This window comes from Oceanitalea stevensii, assembly GCF_014837105.1.
Lineage (GTDB): Bacteria > Actinomycetota > Actinomycetes > Actinomycetales > Actinomycetaceae > Oceanitalea > Oceanitalea stevensii.
The window spans coordinates 37,191-56,871 of record NZ_JACSPO010000003.1; the positions used below are offsets into that span (position 1 = coordinate 37,191).

General features: G+C 74.2%; 21 protein-coding genes and 1 riboswitch. Of the genes, 12 read left to right on the plus strand and 9 right to left on the minus strand.

Translation table 11 applies throughout. The features are described 5' to 3' along the window. Positions 1–64: 64 nt before the first annotated feature. A complete protein-coding gene (locus H9624_RS07740) occupies positions 65–1,996 on the plus strand; it encodes a heavy metal translocating P-type ATPase (protein WP_251839322.1) in 1,932 nt (643 codons plus the stop codon). A gap of 18 nt (positions 1,997–2,014) precedes the next feature. On the opposite strand, the gene H9624_RS07745 is transcribed toward H9624_RS07740, so the two are convergent. The 3 genes from H9624_RS07745 to H9624_RS07755 form a co-directional block, all read right to left on the minus strand. Continuing rightward, a complete protein-coding gene (locus H9624_RS07745; RefSeq protein WP_251839323.1) occupies positions 2,015–3,076 on the minus strand; it encodes an ATP-dependent DNA ligase in 1,062 nt (353 codons plus the stop codon). Between the two features lie 145 nt (positions 3,077–3,221). Beyond that, positions 3,222–4,064, minus strand: coding sequence for an SDR family oxidoreductase (locus tag H9624_RS07750; RefSeq protein WP_251839324.1), 843 nt, complete (start codon positions 4,062–4,064; stop codon positions 3,222–3,224). Positions 4,065–4,080: 16 nt separating this feature from the next. Then, positions 4,081–4,359 carry a hypothetical protein gene (locus H9624_RS07755; protein WP_251839325.1) on the minus strand — a complete coding sequence of 93 codons (279 nt, stop codon included), beginning with the start codon at positions 4,357–4,359 and terminating at the stop codon, positions 4,081–4,083. A gap of 187 nt (positions 4,360–4,546) precedes the next feature. On the opposite strand from H9624_RS07755, the gene H9624_RS07760 reads away from it, so the two are divergent. After that, positions 4,547–4,996, plus strand: a complete 450-nt coding sequence (locus tag H9624_RS07760) for a DUF4282 domain-containing protein (RefSeq protein ID WP_251839326.1) — start codon at positions 4,547–4,549, stop codon at positions 4,994–4,996. A 51-nt stretch (positions 4,997–5,047) separates the two neighbouring features. On the opposite strand, the gene H9624_RS07765 is transcribed toward H9624_RS07760, so the two are convergent. Then, complete coding sequence (locus tag H9624_RS07765) at positions 5,048–5,728, minus strand: HAD hydrolase-like protein (RefSeq protein ID WP_251839327.1); 681 nt, start codon at positions 5,726–5,728, stop codon at positions 5,048–5,050. 108 nt (positions 5,729–5,836) lie between these two features. Next, a riboswitch (glycine riboswitch) is annotated at positions 5,837–5,927 on the plus strand. Positions 5,928–6,051: 124 nt separating this feature from the next. Between H9624_RS07765 and gcvP the strand changes: the two genes are divergently transcribed. From gcvP to H9624_RS07785, 4 genes are read left to right on the plus strand one after another with little or no spacing between them, the layout of a single operon-like run. Continuing rightward, on the plus strand, positions 6,052–8,886 hold the full coding sequence (gcvP, locus tag H9624_RS07770) for an aminomethyl-transferring glycine dehydrogenase (RefSeq protein WP_251839328.1): 2,835 nt from the start codon (positions 6,052–6,054) through the stop codon (positions 8,884–8,886). Beyond that, positions 8,883–9,995, plus strand: coding sequence for a glycine cleavage system aminomethyltransferase GcvT (gene gcvT, locus H9624_RS07775; RefSeq protein ID WP_251839329.1), 1,113 nt, complete (start codon positions 8,883–8,885; stop codon positions 9,993–9,995). Before gcvP ends, gcvT begins: the two co-directional genes overlap by 4 nt. Positions 9,996–10,016: 21 nt before the next feature. Next, the gene (gene gcvH / locus H9624_RS07780) at positions 10,017–10,403 is read left to right on the plus strand and encodes a glycine cleavage system protein GcvH (RefSeq protein WP_251839330.1); all 387 of its coding nucleotides are present in this window, start codon (positions 10,017–10,019) and stop codon (positions 10,401–10,403) included. A gap of 3 nt (positions 10,404–10,406) precedes the next feature. Continuing rightward, the gene (locus H9624_RS07785; RefSeq protein WP_251839331.1) at positions 10,407–10,817 is read left to right on the plus strand and encodes a PPOX class F420-dependent oxidoreductase; all 411 of its coding nucleotides are present in this window, start codon (positions 10,407–10,409) and stop codon (positions 10,815–10,817) included. Here the strand turns inward: H9624_RS07785 and H9624_RS07790 are convergent. From H9624_RS07790 to H9624_RS07800, 3 genes are read right to left on the minus strand one after another with little or no spacing between them, the layout of a single operon-like run. Next, a complete protein-coding gene (locus H9624_RS07790) occupies positions 10,807–11,412 on the minus strand; it encodes a class I SAM-dependent methyltransferase (RefSeq protein WP_251839332.1) in 606 nt (201 codons plus the stop codon). The two genes, H9624_RS07785 and H9624_RS07790, sit on opposite strands and share 11 nt — an antisense overlap. Then, positions 11,409–11,726, minus strand: coding sequence for a DMT family transporter (locus H9624_RS07795; RefSeq protein ID WP_251839333.1), 318 nt, complete (start codon positions 11,724–11,726; stop codon positions 11,409–11,411). The genes H9624_RS07790 and H9624_RS07795 overlap by 4 nt, the downstream gene beginning before the upstream one ends. Next, positions 11,726–12,064, minus strand: a complete 339-nt coding sequence (locus H9624_RS07800) for a DMT family transporter (protein ID WP_251839334.1) — start codon at positions 12,062–12,064, stop codon at positions 11,726–11,728. The genes H9624_RS07795 and H9624_RS07800 overlap by 1 nt, the downstream gene beginning before the upstream one ends. Positions 12,065–12,127: 63 nt before the next feature. Here H9624_RS07800 and H9624_RS07805 point away from each other — a divergent pair, with 63 nt between their 5' ends. Then, positions 12,128–13,261, plus strand: coding sequence for a hypothetical protein (locus H9624_RS07805; RefSeq protein ID WP_251839335.1), 1,134 nt, complete (start codon positions 12,128–12,130; stop codon positions 13,259–13,261). A gap of 91 nt (positions 13,262–13,352) precedes the next feature. Next, positions 13,353–13,532, plus strand: a complete 180-nt coding sequence (locus H9624_RS07810; RefSeq protein ID WP_251839336.1) for a DUF5302 domain-containing protein — start codon at positions 13,353–13,355, stop codon at positions 13,530–13,532. Positions 13,533–13,542: 10 nt separating this feature from the next. On the opposite strand, the gene mug is transcribed toward H9624_RS07810, so the two are convergent. Next, complete coding sequence (mug, locus tag H9624_RS07815) at positions 13,543–14,115, minus strand: G/U mismatch-specific DNA glycosylase (protein ID WP_251839337.1); 573 nt, start codon at positions 14,113–14,115, stop codon at positions 13,543–13,545. Between the two features lie 17 nt (positions 14,116–14,132). After that, complete coding sequence (locus H9624_RS07820; protein ID WP_251839338.1) at positions 14,133–14,777, minus strand: FadR/GntR family transcriptional regulator; 645 nt, start codon at positions 14,775–14,777, stop codon at positions 14,133–14,135. A gap of 80 nt (positions 14,778–14,857) precedes the next feature. On the opposite strand from H9624_RS07820, the gene H9624_RS07825 reads away from it, so the two are divergent. The 4 genes from H9624_RS07825 to H9624_RS07840 all read left to right on the plus strand — a co-directional run bounded on the left by H9624_RS07825 (position 14,858) and on the right by H9624_RS07840 (position 19,636). Continuing rightward, entirely contained in the window at positions 14,858–16,066 is a 1,209-nt protein-coding gene (locus tag H9624_RS07825) for an MFS transporter (protein ID WP_251839339.1), read from the plus strand. A gap of 63 nt (positions 16,067–16,129) precedes the next feature. Then, positions 16,130–17,305: an RtcB family protein gene (locus H9624_RS07830; RefSeq protein ID WP_251839340.1), complete on the plus strand. Its 1,176-nt coding sequence runs from the start codon at positions 16,130–16,132 to the stop codon at positions 17,303–17,305. A 272-nt stretch (positions 17,306–17,577) separates the two neighbouring features. Beyond that, positions 17,578–18,102, plus strand: coding sequence for a CarD family transcriptional regulator (locus tag H9624_RS07835; RefSeq protein WP_251839341.1), 525 nt, complete (start codon positions 17,578–17,580; stop codon positions 18,100–18,102). Between the two features lie 37 nt (positions 18,103–18,139). Beyond that, positions 18,140–19,636 (plus strand): UDP-N-acetylmuramoyl-L-alanyl-D-glutamate--2,6-diaminopimelate ligase, encoded by a 1,497-nt coding sequence (locus H9624_RS07840; RefSeq protein ID WP_251839342.1) that lies wholly within the window; start codon positions 18,140–18,142, stop codon positions 19,634–19,636. Positions 19,637–19,681: the final 45 nt, after the last annotated feature.

Here is a 19,681-nt window from a genome sequence, read left to right on the forward strand (position 1 = left end):
TTCCGCGGTTTAGGGCAGCCTTTCCTTGCTGGACAGGCACGGCCGTCAGGCGTACGACTGAGGTATGCGCACGATCCTCGACGGCCTGCGTCAGTACCCGGTGGTCCTCGCGACACTCACGGTGGGGATCCTCGGAGGCGTGCTCGAGCTCGGCGGGCAGCACGGCGCGGCCCGCTGGGTCGTCTCGGCCTTCGCCGTCGTCGTCGCCCTCCTGCAGGCCCGCGGGATGGTCGACGACCTGCGCTCGGGCACCTACGGCATCGACATCCTCGCGGTCACCGCGATCGGCTCCGCCGTGTCCGTGGGGGAGTACTGGGCCGCGCTCGTCGTCTGCCTCATGCTCTCCGGCGGTGAGGCGCTCGAGGACTACGCCGCCGGCCGGGCGCGCCGCGAGCTCACCGGACTGCTCGAGAACGCCCCGCAGACCGCGCACCGGCTTGACGCTGCCGGCGCGCTCGACGACGTCGCCGTCGAGGAGGTCGCCGTCGGTGACCGGCTGCTCGTCCGGCCCTTCGAGGTGGTGCCCGTCGACGGCGTCCTCGAGTCGGACGCCGCGACCCTCGACGAGTCCTCGCTCACCGGTGAGTCGCTCCCGGTGGACCGCGCTCGCGGCGAGCAGCTGCTCTCCGGCGCGGTCAACGGCGGGGAGGCCATCGAGGTCCGGGCCACGGCCGCCGCGGCGGAGTCCCAGTACCAGCGCATCGTCGCCCTCGTCCGGGAGGCGCAGGAGTCCAAGGCGCCGTTCGTGCGTCTGGCGGACCGCGTCGCCGTGCCCTTCACCGTCCTCGCCCTGGCCCTCGCCGCCGGGGCGTGGGTCGTCTCCGGCGACCCGAGCCGGCTGGCGGAGGTCCTCGTCGTCGCGACGCCGTGCCCGCTCATCATCGCCGCCCCGGTCGCGTTCATGGGCGGCATGTCCCGCGCGGCCCGCAGCGGGATCATCGTCAAGAGCAGCGGCACGCTCGAGCAGCTCGCCCGGGCCCGTACCGTCGCCTTCGACAAGACGGGAACCCTCACCTACGGCGAGCCGCGGGTCACGTCGGTCCAGGCGCAGGCGGGAGAGGGGCACGAGCTCCTCGCCCTCGCGGCGGCCGTCGAGCAGTACTCCGGCCACCCGCTGGCCGCGGCCGTCGTCGAGGAGGCCCTCGCCGCCGGTGGCGCCCTGCCCACCGCCGACGACGTCACCGAGATCCCGGCGAACGGCGTCCGGGGGGTCGTGGACGGGCGCGTCGTCGTCGTCGGCAGCGCCCGCTTCGTCGCCCGGGAGACCGGCGTCGAGCCGGCCCGCCCGCCCGAGGGGCACACGGGGGTGCACGTCGGCGTCGACGGACGCTACGCGGGCTACGTCGCGCTCGCCGACGAGCTACGCGCCGAGACCCCCGCGACGATGGCCTCCCTGCACCGTGCCGGGGTGCGCACGACGATGATGCTCACCGGCGACGGCGAGCACGTCGCCCGCCACATCGCCGGCCAGGCAGGCATCGACGACGTCCGCGCCGAGCTCCTCCCGCAGGACAAGGTCGATGCCGTCCGGGCCGCCGCGCCGCGGCCGGTCATGATGGTCGGCGACGGCGTCAACGACGCGCCCGTCCTCGCGGCGGCGGACGTCGGGGTGGCGATGGGGGCGCGCGGTGCGAGCGCGGCGAGCGAGTCCGCCGACGTCGTCATCACGGTCGACGACCTCTCCCGCAGCGCCCGCGCCGTCCACATCGGCCGGCGGACCCTGCGCGTGGCGTGGCAGTCCATCGCCATCGGCGTCGCGATGTCCGTCGGGCTCATGCTCGTCGCGGCGGCGGGGGTGCTGCCCGCGATTGTCGGCGCCTGGCTGCAGGAGGCGGTCGACCTCGCCTGCATCCTGTGGGCGCTGCTGGCGATGCGACCGGGCCGCGCCGAGCGCGCGGAGGTCGAGCGGCTGGCCGCGGCCGCGGCGGCCGGGGACGCCCCGCGCCCCGACGCGGGCCGGCGGACCGGCGCGCCGCTCGTGCCCAGCGCGGGCTGAGAGCCGGGACCCCGGCGCTCAGGCGAGGACGTCCGCCAGGTCGAAGCGCACCGGCTCCTCGAGCTGCTCGTAGCCGCACGACTCCGGGTCGCGGTCGGGCCGCCAGCGGCGGAACTGCCCGCTGTGCCGGAAGCGGGTCCCCTCCATGTGGTCGTAGGCGACCTCGAGGACCCGCTCGGGCCGCAGCGGCACGAAGGACAGGTCCTTGCCCGCCGACCAGCGGCTCTGCGCGCCCGGCAGCCGGTTCTTCTCGTGCGCGGCGGCGTTCTCCCAGTCGGCCCACGGGTGGCTCTCGCCCTCGGCCAGGCGCAGCGGCGCGAGCTCCTCGACCAGCTCGGCCCGGCGCTTCATCGTGAAGGAGGAGGCCACGCCCACGTGCTGGAGCTTCCCGCCGTCGTCGTACAGGCCGAGGAGGAGGGAGCCGACGACGTCACCGCTCTTGTGCCAGCGGAAGCCGGCGAGCACGCAGTCGGCGGTGCGCTCGTGCTTCGTCTTGAGCATGAGCCGCTTGTTGGGCTGGTAGGTGAGGTCGAGCGGCTTGGAGACGACGCCGTCGAGCCCGGCGCCCTCGAAGAGGTCGAGCCACTCGCGGGCCAGGGCCGTGTCCGTCGTCGCGCGGGTGAGGTGGACCGGTGCCTGGGAGTCGGCGAGCGCCTGCTCCAGCCGCTCGCGCCGCTGCGCCATGGGCAGGCCGGTGAGGTCCTCGTCGCCGAGCGCGAGGAGGTCGAAGGCGACGAAGGACGCGGGCGTCTCGGTGGCCAGGAGCCGCACGCGCGAGTCGGCGGGGTGGATGCGCTGGAGCAGGGCCTCGAAGTCGAGGCGCGCGCCGGTGACGATGACGATCTCCCCGTCGACGACGCAGCGCTCGGGCAGCTGCGCGCGCAGGCTCTCGACGAGCTCGGGGAAGTACCGCGTCATCGGCTTCTCGTTGCGGCTGCCGATCTCGACGTCGTCGCCGTCCTTGAAGATGATCGCGCGGAAGCCGTCCCACTTCGGCTCGTAGAGGTACTCGCCATCGGGCACGTCCTTGACGGACTTCGCGAGCATCGGGGCGACCGGCGGGAGCAGCGGGAGGTCCATCCCGCAGACGCTACTGGGCGCGCGAGGGCGGCGCCCCCGGTCCGCGCACCGGGTCTCCACGGATCCGCGCGGCTGATACCGGTCCGCGCTGCGGACATGTCGGCAGCGCGGACCGGTATCAGCAGCGGGGCCAAGGGGGGGGCTCCTACGGGCGGCGCCAGTCGTTGCTCTCGAGGTGCGACCCCGCCTGCGGGCCCATCTGGAGCATGCCCCCGTCCACCGCCCACGAGGCGCCGTTGACGTAGCCCGCCTCCGGGCCGCAGAGGAAGGCGACGACGGCGGCGATCTCGCGGGCGTCACCGGGCCGGGCCACGGGGATGCCCGGGCGCTCCTTGCCCTCCATCACCGTCTCGTCCTCCTGGCCGGTCATCGGGGTCGCGATCTCACCGGGCGCGACGGCGTTGACCGTGATCCCGTGCTCGGCGAGCTCCAGGGCCGCGACCTTGACGAGCAGCCCGAGCCCGCCCTTGGCCGCGCAGTAGGGGGCCGCACCCACGCGCGGGGCGTGCTCGTGGACGCTCGTGATGGCGACGATCCGCCCGCCCGTCCCGCCGGCGACCATGTGCCGCGCCGCTGCCTGGAGGCAGCAGAACGCGCCGTCGAGGTCGACGGACACGACCTCGCGCCACGTGGCGTAGTCCATGTCGAGCAGCAGCTCGGAGCTGCCGGTGCCCGAGGACATGACGAGGGCGTCGACGCCGCCCATCGCCCCGGCGAGCTCGTCGACCACCGCGGTCCCGCTCTGCGGGTCGGTGAGGTCGAGGCGGCGCACGTGCGCCGTCGCGCCGAGGGAGCGGACCTCCTCGGCGGTGCGCTCGGCGCCGTCCTCGTCGGTGTGCCAGGTGAGGGCGACGTGCCGGCCGGGTGCCGCCAGGGCGACGGCGCTCGCCCTGCCGATGCCGGAGTCGGCGCCGGTGACGATGACGCGGCGTGGCTGCACGCCCTCCTCGCGGGGGTCGGGCTGGGCGGACTGGGTGCTCTCGCTCATGGTCGGTGCCCTCCGGTCAGCGGGAGACGAGCTTGAAGAACGTGCTGTCCTCGCCGCTCGCCTTGTGCTCCTGGTAGAGGAAGGCGAGCTTCTCGTCCTCGAACTTCGCGAACCAGTCCTCCCAGCTGATGTGCTCGAGGTCGTCGGTGCCGGCGCCGCCGGGGAAGTCGATCCGCAGGATGCCGGCGGTGTCGCCGTCCTCGGTGCCGCGGACGCTCGCGGGCTTCCCGTCGTGCTCCTCGACCCAGCGGCGGATCTCGTCGTGGTCGGTCGTCGTGCTCGTCTCGGATGCCATCGTCCTGCTCCTCCTCCCGCCGGCCACGGACGTGGCCGCCCCTCGACGGTAGGCACGCCCTCGGACGCGCGCATCCGGTGCCGGTGACCAGGGTCACACCGGGCCCGAGCTCGCCGTCCCGGGGCACCCGCAGGGCCTCCGCTAGCCTCGCCGATGCCCGATGACCCCCGACCGGAAAGGCTCCATCGTGTCCACCCCTCCTCCCAGCCCCTACCAGCCGCAGCAGGGCCAGCCCGGCCAGGTCCCGCCGCCCCCGCCCGCCTACGGGCAGCAGCCCGCCCAGCCCGGCCAGCAGCAGTGGGGCTACGGCGCCCCGGCCGCCCCGCAGGGCCCGAGCGGTGAGACGCCGAAGAACTTCTTCGCGGCGCTCTTCGACTGGAAGTTCCACACCCTCATCACCCCCAAGCTCGTCAGCTGGGTGTACCTCGCCGTCATGATCCTCTCGGCGCTGTACTGGCTGTTCCTCGTCTTTGCCGGCTTCGCGACGGAGCCGGCCGTGGGCGTGCTCGTCCTGCTCGTCGGCCCGGTCGTGCTGCTCGTCAGCCTCGCGTTCTTCCGGATGACGCTCGAGTTCTACTTCGCGCTCGTGCGGATGTCCGACGACATCCACCGCAGCCAGGGCCTGCCGCGCTCCTGACCCGCGCGTGACACTGCGCCCCGTGCCGCCGGCACGGGGCGCAGTCGTCTCTCAGGAGAGCAGCCGCGCGAGCTCGGCGGCCTCGTGGACGACGGCGTGGGCGCCGTCATCCTCGCCGGGCCGGGCGTAGCCCCACGCGACGAGGACGGTCGGCAGGCCGTGCACGCCCGCGCCGTCGACGTCGTGGTGCCGGTCCCCGACCATGACGGCGCGCGTGAGGTCGACGCCCCGGTCGCGGAGCCCGGCGAGCGCGTCCTCGACGATGTCGGCCTTGACCGCACGGGTCTCGTCCTCCGAGGCGCCGCGGATGACGGTGAAGTACTGGGCGAGGCCGGCGTCCTCGAGGATCGGCACGGCGAGCGACTGGCGCTTGGACGTCGCCAGGGCGATCGGCACGCCCCGGCCGTGGAGCTCACGGACCAGCTCGGCCATGCCCGGGAAGACCGGCGCCTGGAGCATCCGCTCGTTGTAGCGGGCGCGGTAGTCCTCGACGACGGCGGTGAGCCGGTCCTCCGGGACGCCGACGAAGGCGCGGAAGCCGTCGCGGATGGGCGGCCCGACGAAGCGCAGCAGCTCCTCCTGCGTCTGTGCCGGGTAGCCGAAGTGCGCGAGGGTCTCGGCGATCGAGGCGGTGATGACCGGACCGGAGTCGCTGATCGTGCCGTCGAGGTCGAGGAGGACGGCCGTGGGGTGCATCGGCTCGAGGGCGGTGGGGGCGGCGGCGTGCGTCAATCGTCATCCTTGCTCGGGAAGGGGGTCTTCCCCCAGGGTCCCACGGACCGGTGAGGCACCGATGTCCGCGCCGCCGGGTAGTGTGACCTGGACAACTCGATACGCCGCCCACCCGCGGCGGGAGAGTCCCGCTCCGTGCGGGCGCCGAAGGAGCAAGCCCTCCCGCTAATCTCTCAGGCCCCGGTACCGCCGCGATCAGGCAGCTCTGGAAAGCAGCGCGTCAGCGCTCACCGACGGTGCAGGCGAGCCCGGCTCGCGAAAACTCTCAGGTCCCATGACAGAGCGGGGAGGACCCAGTTCCCCGCCACCCCGGAGCCGTGTCCATGTCCTCACCGTCCTTTGCCGACCGCCATGTCGGCCCCCGCGCCGCCGACACCGCGGCCATGCTCGACTCGCTCGGGCACGCCGACTGGCGCCCGCTGCTCGACTCGGTGCCGCCCGCCATCCGGCAGCAGCACGCCCTCGACCTGCCGGCCGCGCGCACCGAGGCGCAGGTCCTCGACCGGCTGCGCGAGCTCGCCGGGCGCAACGTCCAGCGCGTCCAGATGATCGGCCAGGGCTACTACGCCACCCACACCCCCAGCGTCATCCAGCGGTGCGTCCTCGAGTCCCCGGCCTGGTACACCGCCTACACCCCCTACCAGCCGGAGATCTCCCAGGGCCGCCTCGAGGGCCTGCTCAACTTCCAGACGGCGGTCGCCGACCTCACCGGCCTGCCGGTCGCGAACGCCTCCCTCCTCGACGAGGCCACCGCCGTCGCCGAGGCCGTGCTCCTCATGCAGCGCGCGAACAAGGCCTCCACGGCCGCCACCGTCGTCCTCGACGCCGAGCTCCACCCGCAGACCGTCGCCGTCGTCCGCGCCCGCGCCGAGGCGGTGGGGATCGCCGCCGTCGTCGCCGACCTCGACGCCGGCCTGCCCGACCTTCCCGACGGCGTCACGGGCCTGGTCCTCCAGCAGCCCGGCACCTCCGGCCGCCTGCGCGACCACGCGGGCCTCGTCGCGGCGGCGAAGGAGCGCGGCGCGATGGTCACCGTCGCGGCCGACCTCCTCGCCCTCACCCTCATCACGCCGCCGGGGGAGCAGGGCGCCGACGTCGCTGTCGGCTCCGCCCAGCGCTTCGGCGTCCCGCTGTTCTACGGCGGGCCGCACGCGGCCTTCATGGCGGTGCGCGAGGGCCTGGAGCGCCAGCTGCCGGGCCGGCTCGTCGGCGTCTCCAAGGACAGCGAGGGCCGCCCCGCCCTGCGCCTGGCCCTCCAGCCGCGCGAGCAGCACATCCGCCGGGAGAAGGCGACGAGCAACATCTGCACCGCGCAGGCCCTGCTCGCCGTCGTCGCCGGCATGTACGCCGTCTACCACGGGCCCGAGGGGCTGCGGGAGATCGCTCGCCACGCCCACGGCGCCGCCCGCACCCTGGCCCTGCGCCTCACCGCCGGCGGGGTCGAGGTCGTCCACGACGCGTTCTTCGACACCGTGACCGTCCGTGTGCCCGGGCGGGCCGCCGTCGTCGTCGCCGAGGCGGAGCGGGCCGGGGTGAACCTGCGGCTCGTCGACGAGGACACGGTCGGCATCTCCTGCGACGAGACGACGACACCGGAGCACCTCGCCGCCGTCCTCGCCGCCTTCGGCACCGACGGGGCCGCGCCGGGCAGCGGCGGCTTCGAGATCCCCGCCCCGCTGCGCCGCACGAGCGCGTTCCTCACCCACCCCACCTTCCACGCGCACCGCTCCGAGACGCAGATGATGCGCTACCTGCGCCGGCTCGCCGATCGGGACCTCGCGCTGGACCGCACGATGATCCCGCTCGGCTCGTGCACGATGAAGCTCAACGCCGCCACCGAGATGCGGGCGATGCTGTGGCCCGGCTTCGCCTCCGTCCACCCCCTCGCCCCGGACCACCAGACCGAGGGCTGGCGCGAGCTCGTCACCGAGCTCGAGGGCTGGCTCGCGGAGATCACGGGCTACGACCGCGTCTCCGTCCAGCCCAACGCCGGCTCCCAGGGCGAGCTCGCCGGTCTCCTCGCCATCCGCGGCTACCACCGCTCGCGCGGCGAGGACGAGCGCACGGTGTGCCTCATCCCGTCCTCCGCCCACGGGACGAACGCGGCCTCCGCCGTGCTGGCCGGGATGAGGGTCGTCACCGTCAGGACGGCCGAGGACGGCTCGATCGACACCGCCGACCTCCACGCCCGCATCGCGCAGCACGGGGAGCAGCTCGCCGCGATCATGCTCACCTACCCCTCCACCCACGGCGTCTTCGACACCGAGGTGCGCGAGGTGTGCGAGGCGGTCCACGCGGCCGGCGGTCAGGTCTACGTCGACGGCGCGAACCTCAACGCGCTCATCGGGCTCGCCCAGCCGGGGGAGTTCGGCGGGGACGTCTCCCACCTCAACCTCCACAAGACCTTCTGCATCCCGCACGGCGGCGGTGGTCCCGGCGTCGGCCCGGTCGCCGTGCGCGAGCACCTGGCCCCCTTCCTGCCCGGGGACGCCGCCGGCGACGACGACGGCGCGGTGCCGGTCTCGGCCACCCGGTACGGGTCCGCAGGGGTGCTGCCCATCTCCTGGGCGTACATCGCGCTCATGGGCGCCGAGGGCCTCGCGGCGGCGACCCGCAGCGCACTGCTCGCGGCGAACTACGTCGCCAAGGCCCTGGACCCGTACTTCCCCGTGCTCTACACCGGCGCCGACGGGCTCGTGGCCCACGAGTGCATCCTCGACCTGCGCGAGCTCACCAAGCGCTCCGGGGTGACGGCCGAGGACGTGGCCAAGCGGCTCGTCGACTTCGGCTTCCACGCCCCCACGCTGTCCTTCCCGGTGGCCGGCACCCTCATGGTCGAGCCCACCGAGAGCGAGGACCTCGCCGAGCTCGACCGCTTCGTCGAGGCGATGGTGACGATCCACGGGGAGATCCAGCAGATCCTCGACGGCGAGGTCGACGTCGCCGACAGCCCGGTGCGCCGCGCCCCGCACCCGGCGGCCGACGTCGCCACCGATGCCTGGGACCGCGCCTACCCGCGTGAGCAGGCCGTCTTCCCGGTCCCCGGGCTGCGGCAGGACAAGTACTTCCCGCCGGTGAGCCGCATCGACAACGCCTACGGGGACCGCAACCTCGTGTGCGCGTGCCCGCCGCCCGAGGCCTTCGAGGAGGACCGATGAGCGACAAGGAGACCGCCCTGCGCGCTGAGCACGAGGCGCTGGGGGCGACGACGACCGGCTTCGCCGGCTGGGTGATGCCGCTCCACTACGGCTCCCAGCTGGCCGAGCACCGCGCCGTGCGCGAGGCGGCGGGGCTCTTCGACCTCAGCCACATGGGCACCGTCTGGGTCGACGGGCCGCAGGCCGGCGCCTTCCTCGACCACGCCGTCGTCGGCTCGATCTCCACCCTCGAGGTGGGGCGGGCGAAGTACACGCTGCTGTGCACGTCCGAGGGCGGCATCGTCGACGACCTCATCGTCTACCGCGTGGGGGAGGACCGGTTCCTCACCGTCCCGAACGCGGCCAACACGGCCGCCGTCCTCGCCGAGCTCGGCGAGCGCGCGGCGGGCTTCGACGCACGGGTCACCGACGCGACCGAGGGGACGGCGCTCCTCGCCGTCCAGGGGCCCCGCGCCCTCGGGATCGTCGAGGCGCTCGCGGACGGGCCGGTCGGGGACCTGCGCTACTACTGGGCCCGTGAAACCACCGTGGCCGGGCAGCGGGTGCTGCTCGCCCGCACCGGCTACACGGGGGAGGACGGCGTCGAGGTCCTCGTGCCGGGGGAGCACGCCGTCGCCCTGTGGCGCGCGCTGCTGGACGCCGGCGCGGACGCCGGCCTGGTCCCCGCCGGGCTCGCCGCGCGCGACTCGCTGCGGCTGGAGGCCGCGCTGCCGCTGTACGGCAACGAGCTGGGCCGCGACGTCGACCCCTTCACCGTGGGGCTCGGCGGCATCGTCGGCCTGCGCCGCAAGACGGCGGACTTCGTCGGCCGCACGGCGCTGGAACGCGTCCGAGCGGCCCACGAGGCGGGCGAGCCCGGACGGCGGGTCCTCGTCGGCCTCGCCGGCCAGGGCCGCCGCGCCGCGCGGCAGGGCTCAGCCGTCCTGCTGGGGGACGCGGAGGTCGGCGTCGTCACCTCCGGCCTGCCCAGCCCCACCCTGGGCCACCCGATCGCCCTCGCCGTCGTCGACCGCGCCGTCGCGGAGGTCGGCACCGCGCTCGACGTCGACGTGCGCGGCCGGCGTGAAGCCTTCACCGTCGTCGAGCGTCCGTTCTACCGTCGTCCCTGACCCATCTGCCGAGGAGATGCCATGGCCACCATCCGTCCCGACCTCAAGTACACCGCCGAGCACGAGTGGGTGGACGACTCCGTCTCACCTGTCCGCGTGGGCATCACGACCGTGGCGACCGACGCCCTCGGAGACATCGTCTACCTCGACCTGCCCGAGGTCGGCGCGGAGGTGACGGCGGGGGAGACCTGCGGGGAGGTGGAGTCGACGAAGTCCGTCTCCGACCTCTACGCCCCGGTCACCGGCACGGTGACGGCGGTCAACCAGGAGGCGGTCGACGACCCCGCGCTCGTCAACCGCGAGCCCTTCGCGGACGGCTGGCTCTTCGCCGTCGAGGTGGCGGAGGAGTCCGAGCTGCTCTCGCCCGAGGAGTACGCCGAGACCACCGGCGCCGAGATCGTGGGCTGAGCCGTGGACACCGGCGCGGCACTCGAGTTCGTGCGGGCCAACCCGCGCGGCATCCTCGCCACCCGCAGGCGCAGCGGCGACGCGCAGCAGCCACCGGTCCTGGCAGCGGTCGACGACGACGGGCGCGTCCTCATCAGCACCCGTGAGACGGCGGTCAAGGTCCGCAACCTCCGGCGCACGCCCCGCGCGTCCCTGTGCCAGCTCAGCGAGCGGTTCTTCGGGCCGTGGGTGCAGCTGACGGGCCCCGTGGAGATCGTCTCGCTGCCCGAGGCGATGGACCTCCTCGTCGACTACTACCGCCGCGTCTCGGGGGAGCACGAGGACTGGGAGGAGTACCGCGCGGCGATGGAGCGGGAGCGCCGCTGCGTCGTCGTCCTCACCCCGGAGGAGGCCGGGCCGACGGTCAGCGGCTGAGCGGGGGCCGGTCCCACACGAGGGAGTAGCGGTAGTACAGGCGCCGTCGCGCCCGCGCGCCGGGGAGGACCTCCTCGGCGGCCGCGCGGATCTCGGCGAGCGAGGTGACCGGGTCGGTCATCGCGACCCCGACGTCGGCCTGCGCCCGGTGCACGACGTCGAGCACCCGCACCGGCAGCACCTGCGCGAGGGACACGAGCCAGTCGGCCACCGAGGCGCTGGCCGCGAGCCCGACGACGACGAGCCGTCCGCCCGGCGTGACGAGCTCACCGAGCCGGCGCAGCGCCGGCCGCAGCGGCAGGTGGTGGAGGGTCGCCACGCAGGCGACGGTGTCGAAGAGCCCGAGCGCCGGCAGCCCGGAGTCGAGGAGCCCCGCCTGCACCACCCGCGCCCGGGGCGCGTCCCGGGCACGTGCGCGGGCGACGGCCTCCGGGTCCGGCTCGAGACCGACGGCCTCGTCCGCCACCCCGGCCAGCCGCTCGAGGAGGAGTCCCTCCCCGCACCCGACGTCGAGCACGCGACCGCCCCGCCGTCGGGCGTCCGCGACGATCTCGCCGTGGAAGGCCGTGTTGTGGTTCCAGTACGTCGTCGTCACCGCGCTCCCAGCTCCACGAGGAGGACCCCCGCGGCGATGAGGAGGATGCCGCCGACCATCGTCCGCGTGAGCGGCTCGTCGAAGAGCACCTTGCTCGCGACGGCGGTGAGCGCGACCCCGACGGCGGTCCAGATCCCGTACGCGACACCGATCCCGATGCCGGCCTGCAGGGTGAGGGACAGCAGGGTGAACGCGAGGAGGTAGCCGACGCCGACGACGGCGAGCCACGCCCTGCGGCCGTCGACGCTGGCGCGCAGGGAGAGGGTGGCGGTGACCTCGGCGAGGATCGAGCCCGTGAGGAACAGCCAGCCCATCAGGCGTCCGCCGCCTCGGTCGCCCGGTGGGAGCCCACCTCGACGAGCAGGACGCCGCCGATGATGAGGACGATCCCCGCTGCCATGAGGAGCGTGACCGGCTCACCGAAGATCACCGCGGACAGCACCGCGGTGAGCGCCACCCCGGTGGCGCCCCAGATGCCGTAGGCGACGCCGAGCGGCATCCCGCGGCGCAGCACCGCCGCGAGGAGGAGGAAGGCGGACACGTAGCCGACGACGACGAGCGCGTACCAGCGGGGGTCGTCGACGGCGGCACGCAGGGACAGGGAGCCGGTCACCTCGCAGACGATGGCGCCGGCCAGGAGGAGCGAGGTCACCGGACGATCCTCGCAGAGCCGCTGGGAGGGCGCGGGCCGGGGCTTCCGTGCCAGGCTACGGCCGTGACCCAGACCCCCGACGCCGAGCTGGTGTCCGTCGCGCGGGAGCTCTACGCCCACCCGCCGGCCGAGTTCATCGCGACCCGCAACGCGCGTGCCGCCGCGACGCGCCGGGCCGGCGACCGGGAGCTGGCGACGGCCGTCAAGGCGCTGCCCAAGGCCTCGGTCGCGGCGTGGGCGGTGGGTGCGGTCGCCCGGGAGCACCCGGAGGACCTCGACGCTCTCGGCCAGCTCGGCGCCGAGCTGCGGGTGGCGCAGGTCGCCGCGGACCCCGCCGAGCTCCGGGCGCTGAGCAGGCGCCGGCGTGAGCTCACCGGTGCGGTGACCCGCACGGCGGCGCGGCTGGCCGAGGAGCGTGGCGTCGGGCTGTCCGGGGCGGCGCAGGAGCAGGTGGAGGCGACGTGGTCCGCCGTCGTCATCGACCGCGACGCCGAGCGGGCGGTGCGCAGCCTGCTGCTGGTGCGTGCCCTCGAACCGAGCGGTGGCCTCGAGGACGCGCTCGCGGTGGCCGGTGCCGTCGAGACCGCCGAGCCGGAGGAGGAGCCCGCGGCTCCGGCCCGCCCGGCGCGGCGCATCCGGCCCGCCGCTCCCGCGAGGAAGGACCCGGCGGCGGACGACGACGACGCCAGGCCGCGCCGGGCGATCAGCCGCCGGCCCCGCGGCATCGAGCGTGAGGAGGAGCCAGAGGAGCAGACGCCGCCGCGCCGGGCGATCAGCCGCCGGCCGCGCCGTGCTGAGCCCGACGAGGAGCCGGACCGGCAGACCCGGCCGGACCGGGCGGTCGGCCGCACCCGCCGCAAGGCTCCCGAGCCCACGCCCGGGCGGGCGGACACCGCCCGCGAGGTCCGCCGGGCGGAGCGCGAGCTGCGCGCCCGGGAGCGTGTGGCCGAGCACGCCCGCACCGAGCTGGACGACGCCGCCGAGGAGCTCTCGCGCATCGAGGCGCAGGTGCTCCAGGCCGCCGCCCGCACCGAGGAGCTGCGCCGCGAGCTCGAGCGGCTGGAGGAGCAGCTCGCGGAGCTGGACGAGGAGCGGGCGCAGGCCACCGAGGAGCGGGAGGACGCCGAGGCCCGTGAGGAGGCCGCCCGCCACACCGTCGAGGAGGCGCGTCGGCGGCTGGCCGAGCTGACGGACTGAGCTCCGCCGCGCGCGTTAAGTCCTGGCCATCCGCGCCGCGGCAGGGCAGGCTGGCCAGGACCGCTTCGCCCACGAGACACCTGGAGGGACGATGGCTGACACGACGCCGGAACCGCAGCCCGAGACGGCCAAGGAGAAGATGCGCCAGGCGCTCGAACGCAAGAACGAGCGCGCGCACCAGAACCACCAGGCGCAGCAGAACACCGGCGCGGTCCACGGGAGCCAGGTGAACGGCGGAGGCAAGCGCACCTTCCGCCGCAAGTCCGGCTAGACCGCGCTGCTCACGCCGGGTCTGCGCCGCGCCCCTCGACGGCGCGGCGCAGCTCGGCGAAGGCCTCCGCCAGTCGCGCCGGCGTGAAGTGGGCGTTGAGGCCGCTCGGGTTGGGCAGGACCCACACCCGGGTCGAGCCCAGGCGCACGTCCTGCTCGCCATAGGTCGCGCGGGGCCGGTCGAAGGCCGTGCGGTAGGCGGTGACGCCGAGCACGGCGAGCCACGCGGGGCGGTGCTCCGCGACCTCGGCCCGCAGCCGCTCCCCGCCGGCGCGCAGCTCGGCGGGGGAGAGCTCCGCGGCGGTCGCCGACGCGCGCTCGACGACGTTCGTCACCCCCAGCCCCAGGGAGAGGAGCTCCTCCTGCTCCGAGGGGTGGAGCTGGCGCGGCGTGAAGCCGGAGCGGTGCAGCGCCGGCCAGAAGCGGTTGCCCGGCCGCGCGAAGTGGTGCCCGGACCACGCCGAGTAGAGCCCCGGGTTGATGCCGCAGAAGAGCACCCGCAGGCCCGGCGCGACGACGAGCGGGAGGGTGCGGTCGGCCGAGGCGAGCAGCTCCTCGCGCGTGGGGCGCCGGTCGGCAGGCATGGGGGCAGCCTGCCAGGTCAGCGGGGGAGCTCGTCGATGAGGGGCGCGAGGATGTCGACGACGGCGGCCTCCGCGTCGGCCGGTCGCCGGTCGACGATCGCGTGGACGAGCCGCTCGTGCTCGTCGGCGTGCGGGTCCTCGTCCTCGTCGACGTCGTCCGCGAGCACCTCCTCGTAGAGCGGGACGAGCCCGTCGTAGAGCTCGGTGAACAGCTCGTTGTGCGTGGCGGCGACGACGGCGCGGTGCAGCGCGAGGTCGGCGGCGATGCGGACCTGGTGGTCGGCCTGCTCCCAGGCGCGGGCCCGCGCGTCGAGGGCCTGCTGCAGCGCGGCGACGTCCGCGGCCTCCCGGCGCTGTGCGGCGATCCGGGCCGCTGCGCCGTCGAGGGCGGCGCGCAGCTCGAGCCCGTCGCGGCGGTGGGCGCGTGTCGCCCGGCGGGTGAGGGTGGTGGCGAGCTCGGAGCGGGCGATGACGAAGGTGCCACGTCCCTGCTCCCGGCGGACGAGGCCCGCCTGGACGAGCGACTGGACCGCCTCGCGCACGGTGTTGCGCCCGGCGCCGACCCACGACATGAGCTCGGCCTCGACCGGGATCCGCTCGCCGACGGGCCACTCGCCGGAGGCGATCGCCTCGTGGAAGCGCGCCGTCACGGTGTCGGTCATGCTCGGCGCCTTGCGCAGGGGTGCCTGGTGTGCGCTAGTGTCTGCCCGATTCATCCCATCATCCTACCTTTGAGGTCGACATGAGCGACAAGGCCCGGGCGAGCGTGCTGCCCCTCCTGGCAATCGTCCTGACCGCGCTGAACCTCCGCACCGCGGTCACCGGGTTCACGCCGCTGCTCGACACGATCGGTGCCGATCTCGACTTCGGGCCGTCCCTGTACGGCGTGTTCGGCACGATCGTCACCGCCTGCTTCGCCGTCTTCGGGCTGGTCGCGGCACCCGTTGCCCGCCGGCTCGGCCTGGAGCGCACCATCGCGATCGCCGTCGCCTTCACCACCGGCGGCATCGTGCTGCGGGCGCTGGCGCCGTCGACCGGTGTGCTCGTCGCCTCCACCGTCGTCGCCTTCGTCGGGGTCGGGGCGTCCAACGTCCTCGTCATCCCGCTCGTCAAGAAGTACTTCTCGGCGCACCTCAAGGCGGTGAGCTCGATGTACATCGCGCTCCTCCAGGTGGGCCAGTTCGTCGCCCCCCTCGCCGCCGTCCCGGTCGCGCTCGTCGCCGGGTGGCGGTGGGCCATCGCGATGTGGGCGACGACGACCGCCGTCGCCCTCGTGCTCTGGGTCGTCCTGGCCGCACGCGGGGGCGGCGCCGCGGCGCCGGTGGAGACCGGGCCGCAGCGGCTGCACGGAGCGTGGCGCACGCCGCTGCTGTGGTCGCTCGTGCTCATGATGGGCATCACGAGCCTCAACGTCCACGCGATCTTCACCTGGCTCCCGGCGATCCTCATCGACGCGGGCGCCGACCCCGAGTCCGGCGGCGCGCTCGTCGCGCTCTTCTCGGTCATCGGGCTGCCCGCCGCGTTCGTCGTCCCGCCCCTGGCGATCCGGCTGCGCAACCCCTTCGTCATCGTCGTCGTGTGCACCGCGGCCATGGTGGCGGGCTACGCCGGCCTCCTGCTCTCGCCCGACGCCGGCGCGGTCGTCTGGGTGGTGCTCCTCGGCCTGGGCGTGAGCACCTTCCCGCTGTGCCTCACCCTCGTCAACGCCCGCACCCGCACGACCGCCGGCTCCACGGTGCTGTCCGGCGCCATGCAGGGCGGCGGCTACGCCATCGCCTGCATCGGCCCCTTCGGCGTCGGTGCGCTCTACGCCGGCTCCGGGTCGTGGACGGGAGCCTTCGTCGTCCTCTTCGCCAGCCTCGCGGTGCTGCTCGTCAGCGGCTTCGTCGCCTGCCGTCCCACGCTGCTCGAGGACCAGGTGCGCCCCGCCCCGGTGCTGGCCCGCGTCTGACCGGTCGCGGCTGCCGGTGCACCTGCCCGTGCCGGACCGCCGCTGACCTGCCATGGTCGGGGCATGGAGCGCGTCACGGACAAGCTGTACTCCTGGGCCTCGATCATCGACCCGCAGGCCCTGGCCCAGGCCCGTCTCACCGCCGAGCTGCCCATCGTCGACCCGCACGTGGCCCTCATGCCCGACGCGCACGTCGGCATGGGGGCCACCGTCGGCTCGGTCATCCCGACGGTGGGCGCGGTCATCCCCGCCGCGGTGGGCGTGGACATCGGCTGCGGGATGGTCGCCGTCCGCACCCAGTTCACCGTCGATCGCCTCCGCGGGGCCGGGAGGCCGCTCGCCGTCCTCCGCGAGGCGATCGAGCGCGCGGTGCCGCTCAGCCCCGGCAACTACAACCGCAAGGTGTGGGGCCGCGCGCCGCAGGCCGTCACCGAGCTCGAGCGCCTCGCCCGCGACGAGAACGTCACGCCGGAGACCTACGCGAAGAACTGGCGCCTGCAGCTCGGTTCGCTGGGCGGCGGGAACCACTTCATCGAGGTGACGGCCGACGAGGAGGGCCGGGTGTGGACCTTCCTCCACTCCGGCAGCCGCGGGGTGGGCAACCAGATCGCCCGCCGCTTCATCACCGCGGCCCAGCGGGTCGCCGACCGCCGCGGGCACCACCTCGCCGACCGCAACCTCGCCTACCTCACCGAGGACGACGCCGAGTTCCACGCCTACCTCTCCCACCTCCACTGGGCCCAGGAGTTCGCCCGCCTCAACCGCGAGGTGATGATGGACCGCGTCGTCGAGGAGCTGGGCCGCTTCCTCGACGAGGACGTGCAGCGCCTCGAGGAGGTCAACTGCCACCACAACTACACGGCCGTCGAGCAGCACGCCGGCGGTCGCCGTCTCGTCTCGCGCAAGGGCGCCATCGCGGCCCACGAGGGTGTACGCGGGCTCATCCCGGGCTCGATGGGCACGGCGTCCTACGTCGTCACCGGCAAGGGCGAGGAGATGTCCCTGTGCTCCGCCCCGCACGGGGCCGGTCGCGCCTACTCCCGCACGCAGGCGCGACGCACCTTCACCCAGGCCGACCTGCGACGGCGGATGGCCGGCATCGAGTACCGCGACCTCGCCGCCTTCGTCGACGAGATCCCCGACGCCTACAAGGACGTCGACGTCGTCATGGCCGACGCCGCCGACCTCGTCTCCGTCGACCACGTGCTGCGGCAGCTCGTCAACGTCAAGGGTCAGTGAGCCGGCGGCACACGGCACCGATTGCGCTTTGGCGGAAATTTGTGGGGCAGGCCACGGGGTGGCAATTTGTTGCCAGATATGCGATGATGATATGCGCTGGCTCGCGGAGGTCGGGCGCTCCCACTGGATGTGGCTGCGAATTCCTCCGTGTCCTCATACCGCCCGGACGATGTCGGGAAATCAGCGGTAGGGCGGTTTGAGACAGTCGTCGGCTGCCTATTCAGGTATTTGCCGGCACCGAGTGTGGCGCTCTTTTAGCGAAGGGTCACGCGTTGAATTTCACCACTGGTCAGGTTGTCGTCCACCCCCATCACGGACCGGCGACGGTCAAGAAGGTCTCCACGCGCACCATCCGCAAGGAGAAGGTGACCTACGTGCAGCTCGACGTGCACAACTCCGACCTCGAGGTCACGATGCCGGAGAACCGCGCCGCCGAGGTCGGGGTCCGTCCCGCCGTCGACCTCGCGGGTGTCCGCGAGATCCTCGACGTCCTCCTCGCGCCGAGCCCCGAGCAGGAGACCGTCTGGTCGCGCCGCATCAAGGCCAACGGCGACCGCCTGCGCACCGGTGAGATCCTCATCATCGCCGCCCTCATCCGCGACCTCACCCGGAGCAACGAGGAGAAGCGCCTCGCCTTCGGCGAGATGAAGCTGCTGCGCGACGCGAGCGCCCCCTTCGTCACCGAGCTCGCCCTCGTCCTGTCCCGGACCGAGGACGAGATCACCGCCATGGTCGACGCCGCGATCCTCGAGGGCGTTCGTCCCGCGATCGGCCAGGAGCTCGCCACCGCGAGCTGATCCGCTGCCCCCGCCCGGGGCACCTAGGCTTGGCCGCATGAGACTTGGTGACCTGGCTGCCGCGCTTGACCTCGAGCTGCCCGCAGGGGCAGACCCCGCGACCGAGGTCCGCGGTGCCACCCACCAGGCCGACTGGGCCGGCCCCGGCGACGTCTTCGTCGCCGTGCGCGGCGCGCGCGTCGACGGCCACGGCTTCATCGCCGACGCCGTCGAGCGCGGCGCCGTCGCCGTCCTCGGCGAGGGCCTGCCCGACGGCGTCACCTGCCCGGTCCCGTACCTGCGGGTGGCGGGCGCCCGGGCCGCCCTCGCCGACGCCGCGTCGGTCCTCGCCGGCCACCCCAGCCGCGGGCTCACCGTCCTCGGCGTCACCGGCACCGACGGCAAGACGACGACGTCCGCCCTCGCGCGCCACCTCCTGCGCAGCGCCGGCCGCCCCACCGGGCTGCTCTCGACGATCGGCTACGAGCTGCCCGACGGCGTGCTGCGTCAGCCGCCTACCCACTTCACCACCCCCGAGGCGCCGCAGGTCCAGCAGATCCTGCGCGAGATGGTCGACCACGCCGCGACGGACGCCGTCGTCGAGGCCTCCAGCCACGCGCTGGCCCTGGACCGCGTACGCGGCGTCGACTTCGACGTCGCCATCTGGACGAACCTCACCGGGGAGCACCTCGACTTCCACGGGACGATGGAGCAGTACTTCGCCGACAAGTCCCTCCTCGTCCAGCGCGCCCGGCACGCCGTCCTCAACGCCGACGACCCGTGGACGACGCAGCTGCTGCCCATGGCCCCCAGCCGCACCACCTACAGCGCCGAGGGGCAGCCCGCCGACTGGTGGGCCGGGGACGTCGTTGAGGGCCCGGATGACCTGCGGTTCACCGTGCACACCCCGGCCGGCTCCGCCGCGGCCGTGCTGCCGATGATCGGTCGCTTCAACGTCGCCAACGCCCTGGCCGCCATGGCGGGGGTCCACGCGGCCGGCGTCCCGCTCGCCGAGCTCGTCGCCGGGCTGGCCACCTTCCCCGGCGTGCCCGGGCGCATGGAGATGTGCGAGCGCCGGGACGGGGACCCGCGCGTCATCGTCGACTTCGCCCACACCCCGCCGAGCCTCGACAAGGCACTGGCCACCGTGCGGGTCACCACCGAGGGTCGCCTGTGGGTGGTCATCGGCTCCGCCGGTGGCCCGCGGGACCCCTCCAAGCGTGCCCCGCTGGGGGAGGTGGCGACCCGGATGGCCGACGTCGCCGTCTTCACCGAGGAGGACCACCGGGACACGCCGCTGGCCGACATCCTCACCGAGATGGAGCGGGGTGCCCGAGAGGCCGGACGCTCGAACTACGTGAGCATCGGTGACCGGCGTGAGGCGATCCGCCACGCGGTCGGCCAGGCCGGCCCGCAGGACACGGTCGTGCTCGCCGGCAAGGGCCCGGAGGCCACGCTGGAGCGTGACACCGAGACGATCCCGTGGGACGAGATGGGCGAGGCACGCGCGGCGCTGGCCGCGCGGCGGGAGCAGGACGCCGGCCCCACGGCCTAGCGGTCACGGGGCCGAAGGTCCCAGTTCTCCCACCACCCGACGCGG

Excerpts from the sequence above, each read along its gene's own strand:
- H9624_RS07740 (WP_251839322.1), top strand. The coding sequence starts at position 65 with ATGCGCACGATCCTCGACGGCCTGCGTCAGTACCCGGTGGTCCTCGCG.
- mug (WP_251839337.1), bottom strand. The coding sequence starts at position 14,115 with ATGCCTGCCGACCGGCGCCCCACGCGCGAGGAGCTGCTCGCCTCGGCC.
- H9624_RS07750 (WP_251839324.1), bottom strand. The coding sequence starts at position 4,064 with ATGAGCGAGAGCACCCAGTCCGCCCAGCCCGACCCCCGCGAGGAGGGC.
- H9624_RS07825 (WP_251839339.1), top strand. The coding sequence starts at position 14,858 with ATGAGCGACAAGGCCCGGGCGAGCGTGCTGCCCCTCCTGGCAATCGTC.
- gcvH (WP_251839330.1), top strand. The coding sequence starts at position 10,017 with ATGGCCACCATCCGTCCCGACCTCAAGTACACCGCCGAGCACGAGTGG.
- H9624_RS07840 (WP_251839342.1), top strand. The coding sequence starts at position 18,140 with ATGAGACTTGGTGACCTGGCTGCCGCGCTTGACCTCGAGCTGCCCGCA.
- gcvT (WP_251839329.1), top strand. The coding sequence starts at position 8,883 with ATGAGCGACAAGGAGACCGCCCTGCGCGCTGAGCACGAGGCGCTGGGG.
- H9624_RS07820 (WP_251839338.1), bottom strand. The coding sequence starts at position 14,777 with ATGACCGACACCGTGACGGCGCGCTTCCACGAGGCGATCGCCTCCGGC.
- H9624_RS07795 (WP_251839333.1), bottom strand. The coding sequence starts at position 11,726 with ATGGGCTGGCTGTTCCTCACGGGCTCGATCCTCGCCGAGGTCACCGCC.
- H9624_RS07745 (WP_251839323.1), bottom strand. The coding sequence starts at position 3,076 with ATGGACCTCCCGCTGCTCCCGCCGGTCGCCCCGATGCTCGCGAAGTCC.
- gcvP (WP_251839328.1), top strand. The coding sequence starts at position 6,052 with ATGTCCTCACCGTCCTTTGCCGACCGCCATGTCGGCCCCCGCGCCGCC.
- H9624_RS07810 (WP_251839336.1), top strand. The coding sequence starts at position 13,353 with ATGGCTGACACGACGCCGGAACCGCAGCCCGAGACGGCCAAGGAGAAG.
- H9624_RS07830 (WP_251839340.1), top strand. The coding sequence starts at position 16,130 with ATGGAGCGCGTCACGGACAAGCTGTACTCCTGGGCCTCGATCATCGAC.
- H9624_RS07755 (WP_251839325.1), bottom strand. The coding sequence starts at position 4,359 with ATGGCATCCGAGACGAGCACGACGACCGACCACGACGAGATCCGCCGC.